The 16,113-nt window shown below is 74.3% G+C and carries 20 protein-coding genes; 12 read left to right on the top strand and 8 right to left on the bottom strand.

The annotated features are described in order from the left end of the window. Positions 1-176 precede the first annotated feature (176 nt). The gene (gene abc-f, locus BLU42_RS11015) at positions 177-1,775 is read left to right on the top strand and encodes a ribosomal protection-like ABC-F family protein (protein ID WP_091074471.1); all 1,599 of its coding nucleotides are present in this window, start codon (positions 177-179) and stop codon (positions 1,773-1,775) included. A 147-nt stretch (positions 1,776-1,922) separates the two neighbouring features. Then, complete coding sequence (locus BLU42_RS21420; RefSeq protein WP_231918098.1) at positions 1,923-2,351, top strand: helix-turn-helix domain-containing protein; 429 nt, start codon at positions 1,923-1,925, stop codon at positions 2,349-2,351. Positions 2,352-2,380: 29 nt separating this feature from the next. Here the strand turns inward: BLU42_RS21420 and BLU42_RS11005 are convergent, their stop codons facing one another. Genes BLU42_RS11005 through BLU42_RS10990 form a run of 4 tightly spaced genes read right to left on the bottom strand, consistent with a single transcriptional unit; the run spans position 2,381 to position 5,154 of the window. Next, positions 2,381-3,241, bottom strand: coding sequence for a putative RNA methyltransferase (locus BLU42_RS11005; protein WP_091074470.1), 861 nt, complete (start codon positions 3,239-3,241; stop codon positions 2,381-2,383). Positions 3,242-3,269: 28 nt separating this feature from the next. Then, positions 3,270-4,031 (bottom strand): SDR family oxidoreductase, encoded by a 762-nt coding sequence (locus BLU42_RS11000; protein WP_091074469.1) that lies wholly within the window; start codon positions 4,029-4,031, stop codon positions 3,270-3,272. Positions 4,032-4,035: 4 nt separating this feature from the next. Further along, positions 4,036-4,878: an SURF1 family cytochrome oxidase biogenesis protein gene (locus tag BLU42_RS10995; protein ID WP_091074468.1), complete on the bottom strand. Its 843-nt coding sequence runs from the start codon at positions 4,876-4,878 to the stop codon at positions 4,036-4,038. Between the two features lie 9 nt (positions 4,879-4,887). Beyond that, a complete protein-coding gene (locus BLU42_RS10990) occupies positions 4,888-5,154 on the bottom strand; it encodes a DUF6457 domain-containing protein (RefSeq protein ID WP_091074467.1) in 267 nt (88 codons plus the stop codon). A 54-nt stretch (positions 5,155-5,208) separates the two neighbouring features. Between BLU42_RS10990 and fdhD the strand changes: the two genes are divergently transcribed. From fdhD to moaA, 4 genes are all read left to right on the top strand, one after another. Further along, the gene (gene fdhD / locus BLU42_RS10985; RefSeq protein ID WP_091074466.1) at positions 5,209-6,060 is read left to right on the top strand and encodes a formate dehydrogenase accessory sulfurtransferase FdhD; all 852 of its coding nucleotides are present in this window, start codon (positions 5,209-5,211) and stop codon (positions 6,058-6,060) included. 84 nt (positions 6,061-6,144) lie between these two features. Then, on the top strand, positions 6,145-6,672 hold the full coding sequence (locus BLU42_RS10980) for a hypothetical protein (RefSeq protein WP_091074465.1): 528 nt from the start codon (positions 6,145-6,147) through the stop codon (positions 6,670-6,672). A gap of 153 nt (positions 6,673-6,825) precedes the next feature. Continuing rightward, entirely contained in the window at positions 6,826-7,374 is a 549-nt protein-coding gene (locus BLU42_RS10975; RefSeq protein WP_091074464.1) for a DoxX family protein, read from the top strand. 67 nt (positions 7,375-7,441) lie between these two features. Next, positions 7,442-8,500, top strand: coding sequence for a GTP 3',8-cyclase MoaA (gene moaA, locus BLU42_RS10970; protein WP_091074463.1), 1,059 nt, complete (start codon positions 7,442-7,444; stop codon positions 8,498-8,500). 19 nt (positions 8,501-8,519) lie between these two features. Here the strand turns inward: moaA and BLU42_RS10965 are convergent, their stop codons facing one another. Together BLU42_RS10965 and BLU42_RS10960 are read right to left on the bottom strand one after the other, a co-directional pair. Beyond that, positions 8,520-8,765 (bottom strand): acetone carboxylase, encoded by a 246-nt coding sequence (locus BLU42_RS10965; protein WP_091074462.1) that lies wholly within the window; start codon positions 8,763-8,765, stop codon positions 8,520-8,522. Positions 8,766-8,767: 2 nt separating this feature from the next. Further along, on the bottom strand, positions 8,768-9,145 hold the full coding sequence (locus BLU42_RS10960; RefSeq protein WP_091074461.1) for a DUF3099 domain-containing protein: 378 nt from the start codon (positions 9,143-9,145) through the stop codon (positions 8,768-8,770). 189 nt (positions 9,146-9,334) lie between these two features. Here BLU42_RS10960 and BLU42_RS10955 point away from each other — a divergent pair, with 189 nt between their 5' ends. Both BLU42_RS10955 and fabI read left to right on the top strand, forming a co-directional pair. Next, a complete protein-coding gene (locus BLU42_RS10955; RefSeq protein WP_197680801.1) occupies positions 9,335-10,024 on the top strand; it encodes a beta-ketoacyl-ACP reductase in 690 nt (229 codons plus the stop codon). Between the two features lie 315 nt (positions 10,025-10,339). Further along, positions 10,340-11,110 (top strand): enoyl-ACP reductase FabI, encoded by a 771-nt coding sequence (fabI, locus tag BLU42_RS10950; RefSeq protein ID WP_091074460.1) that lies wholly within the window; start codon positions 10,340-10,342, stop codon positions 11,108-11,110. 6 nt (positions 11,111-11,116) lie between these two features. Here the strand turns inward: fabI and BLU42_RS10945 are convergent, their stop codons facing one another. Both BLU42_RS10945 and BLU42_RS10940 read right to left on the bottom strand, forming a co-directional pair. Further along, complete coding sequence (locus BLU42_RS10945; protein WP_091074459.1) at positions 11,117-11,731, bottom strand: GyrI-like domain-containing protein; 615 nt, start codon at positions 11,729-11,731, stop codon at positions 11,117-11,119. Between the two features lie 99 nt (positions 11,732-11,830). Next, entirely contained in the window at positions 11,831-12,559 is a 729-nt protein-coding gene (locus BLU42_RS10940; protein ID WP_091074458.1) for a hypothetical protein, read from the bottom strand. Positions 12,560-12,635: 76 nt separating this feature from the next. On the opposite strand from BLU42_RS10940, the gene BLU42_RS10935 reads away from it, so the two are divergent. From BLU42_RS10935 to BLU42_RS10920, 4 genes are all read left to right on the top strand, one after another. Continuing rightward, a complete protein-coding gene (locus BLU42_RS10935; protein WP_091074457.1) occupies positions 12,636-13,418 on the top strand; it encodes an ABC transporter ATP-binding protein in 783 nt (260 codons plus the stop codon). A 67-nt stretch (positions 13,419-13,485) separates the two neighbouring features. Beyond that, positions 13,486-13,956, top strand: coding sequence for an NfeD family protein (locus BLU42_RS10930; RefSeq protein WP_091074456.1), 471 nt, complete (start codon positions 13,486-13,488; stop codon positions 13,954-13,956). A 131-nt stretch (positions 13,957-14,087) separates the two neighbouring features. Further along, the gene (locus tag BLU42_RS10925) at positions 14,088-15,323 is read left to right on the top strand and encodes an SPFH domain-containing protein (RefSeq protein ID WP_091074455.1); all 1,236 of its coding nucleotides are present in this window, start codon (positions 14,088-14,090) and stop codon (positions 15,321-15,323) included. A gap of 9 nt (positions 15,324-15,332) precedes the next feature. Beyond that, the gene (locus tag BLU42_RS10920) at positions 15,333-16,106 is read left to right on the top strand and encodes a sulfite exporter TauE/SafE family protein (protein ID WP_091074454.1); all 774 of its coding nucleotides are present in this window, start codon (positions 15,333-15,335) and stop codon (positions 16,104-16,106) included. The last annotated feature ends 7 nt before the right edge of the window (positions 16,107-16,113 follow it).

Here is a 16,113-nt window from a genome sequence, read left to right as displayed (position 1 = left end):
GTCCGGCGGCGCTCACCCTCGCCGGGCGGTAGCCTGGGAGGTCGCGTCCCGGCGGTCCGTGCGGCCGGGGCCGGGAACAACGGGGGCGTCCGCGGCGCTGCAGCCTCCCGGGCACCGCGCCGACCGCGCGGACAGCCGTGAGCGCGCACGCCCCGAGCAAGGACTGAGGAACGAACATGCTGGTCGCGAAGGACCTCGAGGTGCGCGCGGGCGCGCGCCTGCTCGTCGGGGGTGCGTCCTTCCAGATCGCCGCGGGCGACAAGGTGGGGCTGGTCGGGCGCAACGGCGCCGGCAAGACCACGCTGACCCGCATCCTGTCGGGCGAGACGCAGCCGGCGGCGGGTTCGGTGACCCGGACCGGCGAGGTCGGCTACCTCCCGCAGGACCCCCGCACCGGCGACCCCGAGGTGCTGGCGCGCAACCGGATCCTCTCCGCCCGCGGCCTCGACACCGCGATCGCCCGCCTGGACAAGGCCGGCATGGCGATGGCCAGCGACGACGACGCCGAGCGCGAGCGGGCGATGGCCGCGTACGCGCGCGCCGAGGCCGAGCTCGCCGCCGGCGGTGGCTACGCCGCCGAGGCCGAGGCGGCCCGCATCTCCGCGAACCTCGGCCTGCCGCAGCGCGTGCTCGACCAGCCGTTGCGCACGCTCTCCGGCGGTCAGCGCCGCCGCGTGGAGCTGGCCCGGATCCTCTTCTCGGGCGCCTCGACGATGCTGCTCGACGAGCCGACCAACCACCTCGACGCCGACTCGATCTCCTGGCTGCGGACCTACCTCGCCGGGCACAACGGCGGGCTGCTGATCATCAGCCACGACGTCGGCCTGCTCGACGCGACGGTCAACAAGGTCTTCCACCTCGACGCGAACCGCTCCGAGCTCGACGTCTACGCCATGGGCTGGAAGCGCTACCTCGCCCAGCGCGAGACCGACGAGAAGCGCCGGCGCCGCGAGCGGCAGAACGCCGAGCGCAAGGCCGACACCCTGATGGCCCAGGCCGACAAGATGCGGGCCAAGGCGACCAAGGCGACGGCCGCGCAGAACATGGCCAAGCGCGCCGACAAGCTCCGTGCGGGCATCGAGGGCGAGCGCGTCCAGGACAAGGTCGCGCGGATCCGCTTCCCCGAGCCCGCGGCCTGCGGCAAGACGCCGCTCACCGCGGAGGGCCTGTCCAAGACGTACGGCTCGCTCGAGATCTTCACCGGTGTCGACCTGGCCATCGACAAGGGCTCGCAGGTCGTCATCCTCGGGCTCAACGGCGCGGGCAAGACCACGCTGCTGCGCATCCTCGCCGGGCTGGAGCAGTCCGACACCGGCGGCGTCCGGCCCGGGCACGGGCTGCGGCTCGGCTACTACGCGCAGGAGCACGAGACGCTCGACACCTCGCGCAGCGTGCTCGAGAACATGAAGACCGCAGCGCCGCAGCTCAACGAGACCGACGTGCGCAAGGTGCTCGGGTCGTTCCTGTTCAGCGGCGACGACGTCGACAAGCCGGCCGCGGTGCTCTCGGGCGGGGAGAAGACCCGGCTCGCGCTGGCCTCGCTCGTCGTCTCCAGCGCCAACGTCCTGCTCCTCGACGAGCCGACCAACAACCTGGACCCGGCCTCGCGCGAGGAGGTCCTGAACGCGATCAAGACCTACGCGGGCGCCGTCGTGCTCGTCACCCACGACGAGGGTGCGGTGCACGCGCTCGACCCCGACCGGGTGCTGCTGCTGCCCGACGGCACCGAGGACCTGTGGAGCCCGGAGTACGCCGAGCTCGTCACGCTCGCCTGACCGGCAGGGGCGGCGGGGGCCGCGTGAGCCCCCGCACCCGCCGGGTGCTTGGATGTGGCCTGATCGTCAGCGCGATCACGGGCGTGACGTCCGGGGCCAGCACCGTCGGCGCAGGCCACTCCCGGGCGTCCTGATCAGGGGGTTGGCATGGCCGAGGCGGCGAGCACGGGCTCGGGCGGTCTGACCAAGGGGGCCCGCATCACCGGCGACCAGCGGTCGTCGCTGGCGGCGTCCTTCGGCGAGCGCTACGCGGGCGGGGAGAGCATCCGGTCGATCGCGATCGACACGGGGCGTTCGTACGGCTTCGTCCACGGCGTCCTGAAGGAGTCCGGGACGAGCCTGCGCGGCCGCGGCGGGGCGACCCGGGGTCCGCGGCGTGACGCCACGGGGCAGCTGGCGGAGCAGGTGAAGGCCGAGACGGCCGGCACGGCCTCGCCGGAGCGCACCAAGGCCAAGGCGGCCAAGAAGGCGGAGAAGGCCGAGAAGGCGCCCGCGAAGGCGAAGAGCGTGAAGGACGACAAGTCCAAGAAGAAGGCGGACGTGAAGAAGTCCGCCAAGAAGGGCAAGAAGGGCTGACGCCCGACCCCTTCCTCGGCCCTAGGTCTTCAGCCCGGGCGGCGCCAGGCGGCAACGCGGACCGCGACGTCGACCTGCGTCGGAGCGGTGCCGTCCGCGCCCGGGCCGCGGTGGAACGCGTTCGGGCCCATGGCCACCAGGTCGTCCACGCGCGCGCGGTCGACGGCAACGGAGTACCGGACGTCGGTGTCGCCGACGGGCACGAGGTGCTCACCGAACGTCGAGGCGAGCCGCTCCTGCTTGCCCGGCTCGACGTCCAGCAGCCCCCAGGCCGCCCGCAGCCCGGCGAGGTGCTCCGCCAGCGGGCTCACCACGAGAGCGACGCCGCCGGGGCGCAGCACGCGGGCGAGCTCGGGCGGGTGCCGGGGTGCGAAGACGCTGAGCACGACGTCGACCGACCCCGACCGCACCGGCAGGACGCCCCAGGCGTCGGCGACCACCGCGCCCACGGGCCAGGGGCTGCGCGCGGCGCGGCGCGCGGCCGCGGGGGAGACGTCGAGCGCGAGACCGCGGGCGCTCCGCTCCGGCCCCGAGCGCGCCACGAGCCCTGCGAGCACGCGGTCGAGGTAGAAGCCCGGACCGGCGCCGACGTCGAGCACCGCGGCGGCACCGGTCGAGTGCCGGACTGCCGTGTCGGCGAGCGCGTCGGCCACCGCGTCGTACGCCCCGCTGCCCAGGAACCGTTCGCGCGCCGCGACCATCTCGGCCGTGTCGGCGTTGCGGGGCGCGGCGCGGCCGAGCAGGTTCACGTGCCCCTGGCGGGCGACGTCGTACGCGTGCCCCTGGGCGCAGCGCAGGGTGGGCCCGTCGAGCCGGAGGGGTTCGTCCCCCCACCCGCGGCCGGCGCAGGTCGGGCAGGCGAGCAGGTCGACGACGTCGGCGACGCTCACCGGCGCCGTCGGCTGGTCGCCGCGGTGCTCACAGGGTCCGCAGCGCCCCGCCCTCGACGGGGAGGACGCAGCCGGTGAGGTAGGAGGCGGCGGGGGAGAGCACGAAGGCGGCGACCCGCGCGAACTCCTCCGGCGTGCCGTAGCGACGCAGCGGGATGGACGCCTCCGACGCGGCGCGGGCGGCCGCCGGGTCCTCGGCGAGCCCGTCGAGGTGGCGGACGCGCTCGGTGTCCACCCGACCGGGCATCAGGCCGACGACGCGCGTGCCGTCCGGGCCGAGCTCGTCGGCCAGCTGCTTGACGAGCATGCCGAGCCCGGGACGCAGCCCGTTGGAGGTGGCCAGGCCGCCGACCGGCGAGCGCACCGACGTGGACAGCACCCAGGCGAGCGCGAGGTCGTCGGCCGTGCCGTGGTGCACGACCGCCCGGGTGACCCGCAGCGCGGCTCGGAACACGCCGGTGAACGCCGCGTCCCACTGCTCGTCGGTCGTCCCGAGCACGGTGCCCGCCGCCGGGCCGCCGGTGCTGACGAGCGCGCCGTCGAGCCGCCCGTACGCCCGCAGGGCCACGAGGCAGGCGAGGTCGCCGACACCCGGGTCGGCGAGGTCCGCGGGTACCGCGACGGCGCGGCCCTCGCCGAGCGAGGCGACCACGTCGGCCAGCACGTCCGCGCGCCGGGCGACCATCACCACCCGGGCGCCCTCGGCGACGAGCTGTTCCGCCGTCGCCCGGCCCAGCCCGCTGCTGGCGGCGGTGACGACGAAGACGCGGTCGGTCAGGCGCAGGTCCACGGGGTCAGGCTCCGCTCTTGGTCAGCTCGGGGCGCTCCTGGCCGCTCGGCGGTCCCGAACCCGCCCCGGTGCCGGTCCTCGCGCCGGGAGCCCTGTCGCTGCGGCCCTTGCCGCCGGCGGGCTTGCGCTGACCGGTCTTGCGCTCGCGGAGGTCGCCGCGGATGAAGACGAAGACGCCGAGCGCGCCGATGCCGGTGAACATGAACCACTGCACCGCGTACCAGAAGTGCGGCCCGTCGGAGATCTCCGGCAGCGCCACGGGCTGGAAGCCCCCGCTCTGCGCGGGGTCGACGGTGAGCAGGCCGATGTAGCCGTCGGCCACGGGGTAGGGCAGCGTCTCGGCGATCGCCGTGGAGTCGATGAGGCGGATCGAGCCGTTCACGGGCGTGCGCGCCGAGCCCCGGCCCTCCTCGTTGCGACGGACGTGGCCGACGACGGTCACCTGGCCGGTCGGCGGGGCCGGCGCGGTCGAGGGGATCTGAGAACCGGTGCTCACCGGGACGATCCCGCGGTCCACCAGGACGGTGCCGGTCGCCGTACGCAGCGGCGTCACGACCTCGTAGCCGGTGGTGTCGCCGCTGCTGCGGTAGCGCACGACGAGCTGGTGGTCGGCGTCGAACGTGCCGGTGGCGCTGACCCGCTGCCACTGGTCGGCGTCGGTGATCTGGCGGGTGAAGACCTGCTCCCACGGCTCGACCGGACGCTGCTCGTTGCCGACGGTCGAGACGTTGCGGTCGCGGCGCTGGTGCAGGCGGTCGAGCTGCCACTCGCCCAGGTTGACGAAGGCGGTGCCCAGCGCCGCCACGAAGGCGATGAGCAGGGCCCATCGGACCCAGAGGCGGCGCACGCCCCCAGGTTAGTTCGCGCCGTCGGAGGTCGGTGCTGGCGCCGGTGCCGGCTCGTCGAGCAGCGCGGAGGCGGCCTCCGTGGCGGCGGCGAGGTCCGCACCGCGCCCGACGGCCACGCCGACCAGGAAGGTGCTGAGCGGGCCGGCGACGCGCTCGACGCCGTGGGCCACCTCCCGGGTCAGGTCGAGCAGGTCGCGGACCGCGCCCTCGTCGGGCAGCGCGTCCTCGGTCCCCAGCTCGGCGGCCAGCCTGGCCAGCCACTGCGTCGCGTCCATGTCTCGTCCCGCCTTCCCCGGCAGCCCGTTGGCTCCCGGTGCCAGGATGGCGGCATGGGACGCCTCACCCGCACCCGGCCCGTGGTCAAGGTCAGGACCGGTCCCGACGGCCGGGTCGTGCGCCGCAGCGACACGCTCGCCGTGGAGGAGCCGCTGGAGGTGCGCCTCGGCGGGACCGCGTACCTCGTGACCATGCGGACGCCGGGCGACGACATCGACCTCGTGCACGGCCTGCTGCACGGGGAGGGCGTCATCGCCTCCGCGGAGGACGTGGTGCTCGCGCGCTACTGCGCCGGCACCGACGCCGAGGGGCACAACACCTACAACGTGCTCGACGTGAGTCTGGCCCCCGGAGTGGCCCCGGACGGGCCGATCCGCCAGGTCGTCATGAACAGCGCCTGCGGGCTCTGCGGCACGACGACGATCGAGCAGGTCACCAGCGCCCGGCGTCACCCCACGACGTGGCGCGAGCCGATCCCGGTCGAGCGGGTGCTCGAGGCGCCCGACCGCCTGCGCGAGCACCAGCGGGCCTTCGACAAGACCGGCGGCCTGCACGCCGCCGGGCTGATGGACGCCGACGGCTCGCTGGTGTGCGTGCGCGAGGACGTCGGGCGCCACAACGCGCTCGACAAGGTCGTGGGCTGGGCGATGCGCGAGGGGCGGCTGCCGCTGACCGGCTGCGCCCTGGTCGTCTCCAGCCGGGCGTCGTACGAGCTGACGCAGAAGGCCGTGCTCGCCGGTGCCGAGCTGCTGGTCGCGGTCTCCGCGCCCAGCTCGCTGGCCGTCGAGCTCGCCGACGAGGCGGGGCTGACGCTCGTGGCCTTCGTGCGCGGGGAGTCGATGAACGTCTACACCCACCCCGAGCGCCTCGACCTCGCCGCCGTGGGGCAGGTCCCCGTCGGCTGAGGCCCCCGGCCGCGGACGCCGAGTTCCTGGCGGTTCTTCAGCGAACCTCTCTCCGCGTCTCAGAAAGATGCCTAGCATCTCCGTATGGACACCAGCACCCTGCTCGCGGCCGTCGGCGGCTTCGTCGTCGTCAAGACCGCGACGATCGCGTTGCTGGTCGCACGGCGCGAGCGCCGGCACCGCGACCGGCTGGTGACGGCGGTCGCGGCGGCCCGGCGGGTCGACCCGTCCGGCTGGCGGCTGCAGTGGGCCGAGCCGGGCGTGCTGCTGGTCTCCAACGCCGACCACGGCGAGTCCGTGCACGACGTGAGGATGGAGGCGACCCTCGTGGCCGGCTCCGGGATGTCGGCGTCGGCCGAGCACACGGCGCGGTTCGTCGGGACCGGGGCGAGCGTCGAGCTCCGCTTCGCCGACCTGGCGCCCTGGCTGACCGAGGTCGCCAGCGCGGGCTGGACCAGCGAGGCGTACAGCTCGCCCGCGGCACGGGAGCAGCTCGCGTGCACCCTCACCTACACGATCCGCTGGGTCACCGACGACGGCGAGCACCGCTACGAGTCGCGCACGGCGCAGCCCGTCCTGCCCGTGCCCGACCTCGCGCTGGGTCCGGCCTGACCGTCCCCGGGACGCGTCCACGCCCGTCGGGCGGGTGGCGCGACGCGCCCACGCCTCGTAGCGTTCGTCCAAGGCTCAACCACCCGTACGTCGGCGTGCGGGACGAGCCACCCCCGACCGGTCGCGCCGCGGCGCGAGATGAGGAGCACCACCATGAGCAAGGGCACCGACCTGGGCCTGCTGGTCCTGCGGCTCGGCTTCGGCGCGGCCGCGGCTGCGCACGGCGCGCAGAAGCTGTTCGGCTGGTTCGGCGGCTACGGCATCGAGGGGACCGGCGGCTTCTTCGAGTCCATCGGCTTCACGCCGGGCAAGCGCAACGCGACCCTGGCCGGTCTGGCCGAGGGGGCCGGCGGCGCGGCCGTCGCGCTCGGGCTGGCGACCGGTCCGGCGGGCGCGGCCCTGGCCGGCAACATGGTCGTCGCGTCCTCCGTGCACGGCTTCGAGAAGTTCTTCGCCCAGGACGGCGGGCCCGAGATGCCCCTCGCGTACGCGGCCGTCGGCTCCGCGCTGACCCTCGCGGGCGGCGGGCGCTACTCCCTCGACCACCTCACCGGTCACGTCCTCGACAAGCCGTGGATGCGCACCGTCGCCTACGTCGGCGCCGCGGGCGCGGCGGCCGCGATCATCGTGGCCCGTCGCCAGGAGCTCGCCTCCCGTCCGCCGGCCGAGGTGCCGGCGGGCGACACCGACCCGGAGGCCTGATCCTCCCCGTCGTCGCACCGGGTCGAGGCCCGGGCCGCCTCGTGCGGCCCGGCCTAGACTCGCGATCATGACCGTCCTGCTCGGCCTGCCCGGCCTGCGCGCTCCCCGTCCCGGGGTGGGCGAGGTGCGCGCTCTGGCCGACGCCTACGGGCGGGTGGCGTCGGACCTGCGGCTGTCGCTGACCGACCGCTGCAACCTGCGCTGCACCTACTGCATGCCCGCCGAGGGCCTGGACTGGCTCGGGCGCGACGAGCTGCTCGACGACGACGAGATCGTCCGCCTGGTGCAGATCGGCGTCGAGCGGCTCGGCATCACCACCGTCCGCCTCACCGGCGGGGAGCCGCTGCTGCGCCGCGGCCTCGAGGGGCTCGTGACGCGCCTGGCGTCGCTCGACCCGCGCCCGGCGCTGGCCCTGACGACCAACGGCATCGGGCTGGCCCCGCGCGCCGCGGGCCTCGCGGCCGCCGGCCTCGACCGCATCAACGTCTCCCTCGACACGCTCGACCCCGACGTCTTCGCGCGCATGACGCGCCGCCGCCGGCACGGCGACGTCCTCGAGGGCATCCGGGCGGCGCGTGCCGCCGGGCTGGCCCCCCTGAAGATGAACACCGTCCTGATGCGGGGCGTCAACGACCACGAGGCCCCCGCCCTGCTGCGCTGGGCGCTCGAGGAGGGCGTGCAGCTGCGGTTCATCGAGCAGATGCCGCTCGACGCCCAGCACGGCTGGCGGCGCACGGAGATGGTCACCGCCGCCGAGATCCTGGCCCGGCTGCGCACCGAGTTCGACCTCGTCGTCGACCCGGCCCACGCCGCCGCCCGCGGCAGCGCGCCCGCCGAGCTCTTCCGCGTCGTCGGCACCCAGCAGACCGTCGGGGTCATCGCCTCGGTCACCCAGCCCTTCTGCGGCTCCTGCGACCGGGTGCGGCTCACCGCCGACGGCCAGATCCGTACGTGCCTCTTCGCCCGGGAGGAGTCCGACCTGCGCTCGCTGCTGCGCGGCGGGGCCGACGACGCCACGATCGCCGACGCGTGGGTGGTGGCGATGGCCGGCAAGCAGCCGGGCCACGGGATCGACGACCCGTCGTTCCTCCAGCCCGACCGCCCGATGTCGGCGATCGGCGGCTAGGCCGCTCCCGCCGTCGGGCTCAGCCCTCGGCGGGAGGGTCCCCGAGCGGGACGACCTCGCGGAGCATCGAGCGCGCCGAGAGGAAGCGGCTCAGCGAGTCGGTGTGCTCGTCGCACGCCAGCCAGTGCTTGCGCCGCTCCGGCGTGTGGATCTTGACGTTGTTCCAGCGCAGGTCCGTCGTCGCGGGCCGGCTGCACCCGCGCGCGGAGCAGACCAGCTCGCCGAGCTCGTCGACGCCGTCGGTGCCCTGGCCGGGGACCGGCATGCTCAGGCCGCCCAGTAGCGACGGCGGTCGGCGACCGGCTCGTGCACCCCGCCGGCCTCGTCGACGACGACCTCACCCTCGACGTACTCCGACGCCGGCATCACCGTCAGCTGCTTGGCGTCCTCGGGGGCGCCTCGGCGCACCACGTGCTTCTGGCCCTTCATGTTGCTCTGGTTGGCCAGCAGCACGGCCATGTAGGGCAGGAACACGGCCCCGGCGAAGAGCGTCCACTGCAGCCAGCCGTGCGCAAAGATCACCGCGACCAGGAAGCAGACCGTCCGGAAGGCCATCGTGATCGTGTAGCGGCGGATCCGCTGCGTCATGTCGACGCTGCTCCCGGCGCGAGCGTCGGTGATGTTCGCACCCGAGGGGATCGCCATAACCAGACATTACGTCCCGGGGGCGCGCGCGGTTTCGCCCCGGCGGCAGGAGGTTGCCGGGCGTGCCTCGCTAACGTTCGGGTGGTGACCGAGACGCCTGAGACGACCGCAGGGCCCGGAGGGGCCGACACCCAGTCCAACGGTGGGCCGACGGGCGCGGTTCCCGGCCCCGGCGGCGGCCGCGTCGCCCTGGTGACCGGCGCCAACCGCGGCATCGGCCGCGTGATCGCCCAGCGCCTCGCCGCCGACGGCTTCCGCGTCGCCGGCACCCACCGCAGCGGCGACGTCCCGGCGGGCGTGCTCGGCGTGCGGGCCGACGTCACCGACGTCGAGCAGGTCGACGCGGCGTACAAGGCCGTCGAGGCGGAGCTCGGTCCGGTCGAGGTGCTCGTCGCCAACGCCGGCGTCACCCGCGACACGCTGATCATGCGGATGAGCGAGGAGGACTGGGACACGGTCCTCGAGACCAACCTGACCGGCACCTTCCACGTCGTGAAGCGCGCCGCGCGCGGCATGGTCCGCGCCCGTTCGGGCCGCATCGTCCTGATCTCCTCGGTCGTGGGCCAGCTCGGCAGCGCCGGGCAGGTCAACTACGCGACGTCCAAGGCCGGCCTGGTCGGCATGGCCCGCTCGCTCGCCCGCGAGCTCGGCGGGCGCGGCATCACCGCGAACGTCGTCGCCCCCGGCTTCATCGAGACCGACATGACCGCCGACCTCGACGAGAAGACCGTCGCCGGCTACCAGGCGCAGATCCCGCTGGGCCGCATGGGCACCAGCGACGACGTCGCCGCGGCCGTCACCTTCCTCGCCGGCCCGGGTGGCGCGTACGTGAGCGGGGCGGTGATCCCCGTCGACGGGGGTCTGGGGATGGGTCACTGATCTGCTGGGTCTCGAGCCCGAGGGGTGGCGTCCCGCTCCGTCGGGGTCGTCCACACCTGCGGCGGGCAACCATCCGCCCGGGCGTCGTCACGTGCCCGTGCGGGTACCGGACGGCAGCGCCCGGGCTCCCGCCAGACCCATCCACGCCCGCCGCAGGTGTGGACGACCCCTCCTTGCCGTGCGGTCGGTGCGCGTGCTCGGTGCCGATCGTGCCCCTCTTGGTGCGGCTTCCTTCCAGGTGCCTTCCTGCGCGGGTGCGGAGGTAGGGCGTGAGCGGGCTTCGTCGTCCGGTGCCGGTTAGGGCAGGATCGGGGGGTGGGCATCCTCGACGGCAAGACGGTCCTGGTGGCTGGCGTCACCCTCGACACCTCGATCGCGTTCTCGGTGGCGAAGATCGCCCAGGAGCAGGGCGCGACGGTGGTCGTGTCGAACTTCGGGCGGGCGATGAGCCTCACCCGACGGGTGATCAAGAAGCTCCCGACCGAGCCGGTGCTGCTCGAGGTCGACGTGACGAACGAGGAGCATCTGGGCGGTCTCGCCGACCAGCTGCGTGAGCACACCGACTCCCTCGACGGGCTCGTGCACTCGCTCGCGTACGCGAACCCGGAGACCGCGCTCGGCGGCAAGTTCCTCAGCACGCCGTGGGACGACGTCTCGAAGGCGCTCCAGGTCTCGGCCTACTCGCTGACCTCGTTGACCATGGCCTGCAAGCCGGTCCTGGCCAACCCGGCCTCGGTCGTCGGCCTCACCTTCGACGCGACCGTGTCGTGGCCGGTATACGACTGGATGGGCGTCTCGAAGTCGGCGCTGGAGAGCACCAGCCGCTACCTCGCCCGCTACCTCGGACCCGAGGGCGTGCGGGTGAACCTGGTCGCGGCCGGCCCGCTGGAGACGCTGGCCAAGAAGGCGATCGGCGGGGCCGACGAGTTCAACACGGTCTGGGGCAGCCGCGCGCCGCTCGGCTGGGACCCGCGCGACCCCGAGCCCACGGCCAAGGCGGTCGTGGCGCTGCTCAGCGACTTCTTCCCGGCGACGACGGGCGAGATGGTCCACGTCGACGGCGGGCTCCACTCCACCGGCTCCTAGCCGTCGTCAGCCCCTTGTCACGGGCTGGCGGAGGATCGTCCGGAGCCGGGCGGGCGCGGTGCGGCGGGGGTCGCTGAGGTAGACCTCGTGGTGCCGGCCGGTCAGGGCGTAGCCCTCGGCCGTCACGTGCTCGTGCATCGCCGCGAGCACCGGGCCCTCCTCGTCGTACGGCCCGACGTGCAGCGTCTGCACGACCAGGCCCTCGTCGAGGGGTTCGAGGCGCAGGTCGGCGATCGCGGGGGCGTGCCCGGTGCGGGCGACGACGTCCTGCGCCGCGGCCACGTGGACGGCGGTGAGCCAGGCGGGCACGAGGTTGAGCAGGCGCCAGTGCCAGCGCGACTTGTCGCGGGCGCTGGTGAAGGTGTCCAGGTCGTCGGCCCACCACAGCGCCTCGAGCGGCATCACGCCGTAGTCGCGGTCGAGGACCGTCTTGCTCGCGAGCTTGAGCCGGTACGCCACCGGGTAGAGAGTCGCCAGCGCGTCGCGGTAGGCGGGCGCCGAGTTCGGGTCCCCGCGGCCGTCGAGGGCCAGGTAGCGGGCCGGTGCGACCACGACCAGCTGGAAGCGGCCGCGCGGTGCCGCGTAGGTGGTGATCTCGCGCTTCAGGTCGGCCTTCGTCACGGTCGACGCCTCCGTCCGCCCCGAGCGGTGTGCGTCCTGAACCCATCATCGCGCGCCCATGCTCGGGCGCGTCGACGGCCCCGACGAGAGGTGCGGGCCTCAGGCCTCCGGCCAGCCGGCGGCCGCGCAGAGGGCCTGGCCGGCGGCGGTGCGGACCACCCGCAGCTCGCGGGAGCGGACCTCGGCCTCGTGCAGCGTGATCGCGGCCCCGTCGGTGGCGAGCGCCTCGTCGCAGGCGGCCAGCAGACGCGCGGCACGGTCCGCGGCGAGGCGGGCGCGCGGCGGGTAGCCGGGCGCGAGGGCCGTGCCGCGGTCGCGGGGCCGGGTCCCGGAGGCGACGTCGAGGTGGGTCAGCGTGGTCGCGGCCCGCAGGACCGCCTCGCTGAGCTCCCGCTCGGCCTCGTAGAGGGTGGGCGGGGCGAAGGGGCGTGCGGCCGCGTGGACCCGCCACTGCACGGCCTGCCCGACCCGGTGGGGCACGAGCGCGACGCTGCCGCCCTCGGCGACGGCGGCCTCGCCCGCCGCGAGAGCGGCGGTGTTCAGGGCGACCGGGCCGCGCAGCGGGGCGAGGGCCCCGGGCACCGGCAGGGCGAGCAGCCAGCGCTCCGGCTCAGCGGCCACCAGCGCGGCGAAGCCGTCGTCGAGCTCGGTCGCGGTGAGGGGGTCCAGCCCGAGCAGGCCGTCGGGGTCGACGAGGTGGTGGGCGACGTCGTCGCCGATCACCTCCGCCGCCGCCCGCTCGGCGGCGAGGCGGCCGTGCAGGACCGCGTTCAGGTTGACGACCAGCCGCAGCGAGAGGCGTTCGCTCGCCGGCAGGGGGGCTTCCACGGCAGACACCGTACGTCCGGGCGGGCACGCGGACCGGAGTCCCGGACGGGCCGTGCGGGACCGGTAGGGTCGCCGCGTGGCTGCAGTCGTCGATCTCGCCGGGGTGGGCGTCGTCCGGGGCTCAGCGACCCTGCTCGACGACGTGACATGGACCGTGGACGAGAGCGACCGGTGGGTCGTCCTCGGCCCCAACGGGGCCGGCAAGACGACGCTGCTGCAGCTGCTCGCGGCGCAGATCCACCCCTCGACCGGGGTCGTCGGGCTCCTCGACGAGGTGCTCGGCACCGTCGACGTCTTCGAGCTGCGCCCGCGCATCGGCCTCACCTCCGCCGCTCTGGCCGAGCGCATCCCGCGCTCCGAGCGCGTGCACGACGTCGTCGTCTCCGCCTCGTACGCCGTGCTCGGGCGCTGGCGCGAGTCCTACGACGACCTCGACCACGAGCGCGCCGACGAGCTCCTGGAGTCGCTGGCGATCGCCGGGCTCGCGGACCGGACCTTCGGCACGCTGAGCGAGGGCGAGCGCAAGCGCGTGCAGATCGCGCGGGCGCTGATGACCGACCCCGAGCTGCTGCTGCTCGACGAGCCGTCCGCCGGCCTCGACCTCACCGGGCGCGAGACGCTGCTGCGCACGCTCGGCGAGCTGGCCTCCGACCCGTACGCGCCGGCCTCGGTCCTCGTCACGCACCACGTCGAGGAGATCCCGGTCGGCGTCACCCACGTGCTGCTGCTCAAGCACGGCCGGGTCGTGGCCGCGGGTCCGATCGAGGAGACGCTGACGGCGCAGCGGCTGGGGGAGACCTTCGACCTCGAGGTCGAGCTCACCTCGCGCGCCGGCCGCTGGTCGGCCCAGGCGCGCTGAGCCCCCGCCCGTCAGGCTCCGCCTGGCACCATGGGCGTACTGGCCCGTTGGCCGGAGGAGGTGGACCATGAATCTGACCGACTGGCTCGGCGAGCACGCCTGGGCCCTCTGGCTGGCGCTCGCGCTTGTCCTCGCCGTCGCCGAGGTGGTGTCGCTCGACCTCGTGCTGATCATGCTCGCCGTCGGCGCCCTGGCCGCGGCCGGCACCGCCGCGGTCGCGCCCGACCTGTGGGTGCTGCAGATCCTGGTCGGCGCCGGCGTCAGCGCGGGGATGCTGATCTTCCTGCGGCCCAGCGTGCTGGCGACGGTGCGCGCCATGCCCGGCTACCGCTCCTCGACCGACAAGATGGTCGGCAGCAGCGGCATGGCCACCTCGCAGATCGACCGCGGCAGCGGCGAGATCAAGGTCGACGGGCAGACCTGGTCGGCGCGGACGTACGCCTCCGACGTGGTCATCGAGCAGGGCACCGAGATCGAGGTCTACGAGATCGACGGCGCGATCGCGGTCGTCTACCCCAAGTACGGCGAGCTGCCCTGACGCTCGTCACGGGCGCCCATGGCGGGTGTCGTCGGGCTGGGTCCTGTGGGGCCGGTGTGACGGGGTCGTAGGCCGCTCCGCGGTACGGCGAGGCACACTGGGGTGCCGGACCAATCCCCCTGGAGGGAACGATGGACCCGTCGTCACTCATCATCGCCCTGGTCGTCGCCTTCGCGGTGATCTTCATCCTGGCCAGCTCCGTGCGGGTCATCCGCCAGCAGCGCGTCGGGATGGTGGAGCGCCTCGGCCGCTTCAACCGGACGCTCGAGCCCGGCCCGCACCTGCTCATCCCCGTGCTGGACAAGGTCCGGCTCAACCTCGACATGCGCGAGCAGGTCGTCCCGTTCCCGCCGCAGGGCGTGATCACCGAGGACAACCTGATGGTCGGCATCGACTCGGTCATCTACTTCCAGATCATCGACCCGGTCCGCGCCGCGTACGAGGCGCAGGACTACGTCAAGGCGATCGAGCAGCTCACCCAGACCACGCTGCGCAACATCATCGGTGGCCTCGACCTCGAGCAGACCCTGACCAGCCGCGAGGAGATCAACCAGAAGCTGCGCGTCGTCCTCGACGAGGCGACCGGCAAGTGGGGGATCAAGGTCAACCGCGTCGAGCTGCGGGCCATCGACCCGCCGCCCACGATCCGCGACGCGATGGAGAAGGGTGCCCGCGCCGAGCGCGACAAGCGGGCCGCCATCCTCATCGCCGAGGGCCAGCGCCAGTCGAGCATCCTCTCGGCCGGCGGTGAGAAGGAGTCGGCCATCCTGCGGGCGCAGGGTGACCGCGAGGCCGCTGTGCTCCGCGCGCAGGCCGACCGCCAGGCGCAGATGCTGCGCGCCGAGGGCGAGGCGCAGGCCATCGGGACGGTGTTCAACGCCATCCACGCCGGCCAGCCCGACCAGGCGCTGCTCGCGTACCAGTACCTGCAGATGCTGCCGGCGCTGGCCAAGGGCGACGCCAACAAGATGTGGATCGTGCCCAGCGAGCTGAACGACGCCCTCAAGGGCCTCGGCGGGATCGTCGGGCAGGCCGTCGGCGGCCAGTCCGCGGCGCCGGCCTCGAACGGCATCCCGGCGGCGTCCGGGCAGTTCACGGCCCCGCCGAAGATCGACGTGCAGGCCGAGATCGACCAGCAGTCGCGCGACGACGAGGAGGCCTCGCGCCGCACCGTCGAGGAGGCCATCGCGGCGGCGCAGCAGCTCGAGCGCCCGAACGTACGGCTCTCGCAGCCGGTGTCGGCGGGCGACAAGATCCAGGCGGTGACCGACGGCTCGGAGCAGCGCGACGGCACCGCCGACGCCCCCGCGGCGCAGCCGTCGTCCACGCCGTCCGCCGAGCCCGAGCCGGTGGAGGAAGCCCGCTAACGTGCAGCGGTGACCTGGGTCGACCTCCTCCTGGTTGGCCTGGCGGGTGTCTGGGCCGGCTTCATCAACACGGTGGTCGGCTCGGGCACCCTCATCACGTTCCCGGTGCTGCTGGCCCTGGGTGTGCCGCCGGTGGTGGCCAACGTGTCGAACACGATCGGCCTCGCGCCCGGTTCCTTCGCCGGGGCGTGGGCCATGCGCCCGGAGCTCAGGGGCCAGCGGTCGCGGATCCTGCGGCTCGGGCCCCTGTCGCTCGCCGGCGGCATCATCGGCGCGGTCCTGCTCCTGCTGCTGCCGGCCTCGGCCTTCGCGGCGATCGTCCCGGTGCTGATCGCCATCGGCTGCGTGCTCGTCCTCCTGCAGCCGGCGCTCTCGCGGCGGGTCGCGGCCCGGCGTGAGCGGGCCGGCGTGGGCAGCGGCGAGCTGCGACGCGGCGGGGCCGTCGCCCTCGGGGCCGGCGTGCTCGGGACCGGTGTCTACGGCGGCTACTTCGGCGCCGCGCAGGGCGTGCTGCTGATCGGCATCCTCGGCATCGGGCTCGACGAGCCCCTGCCGCGCATCAACGCCCTCAAGAACGTGCTGGCGATGCTCGTGAACGGCGTCGCCGGGATCGTCTTCATCATCGTCAGCGACGTCGACTGGCCCGTGGCCGTCGCGATCGGGGTCGGCGCCGTGCTCGGCGCGCAGCTCGGCGCGAGGGTGGGTCGCCGATTGCCGCCGACCGTCTACCGCGTCGTCATCGTCGCCGTCGGCGTGGCGGCGATCGTCAACCTGCTGCGCTGAGGCCGGT

This window comes from Microlunatus sagamiharensis (assembly GCF_900105785.1).
Classification (GTDB): Bacteria; Actinomycetota; Actinomycetes; order Propionibacteriales; family Propionibacteriaceae; genus Microlunatus; species Microlunatus sagamiharensis.
This window is presented reverse-complemented; position numbering and strand designations above follow the sequence as displayed.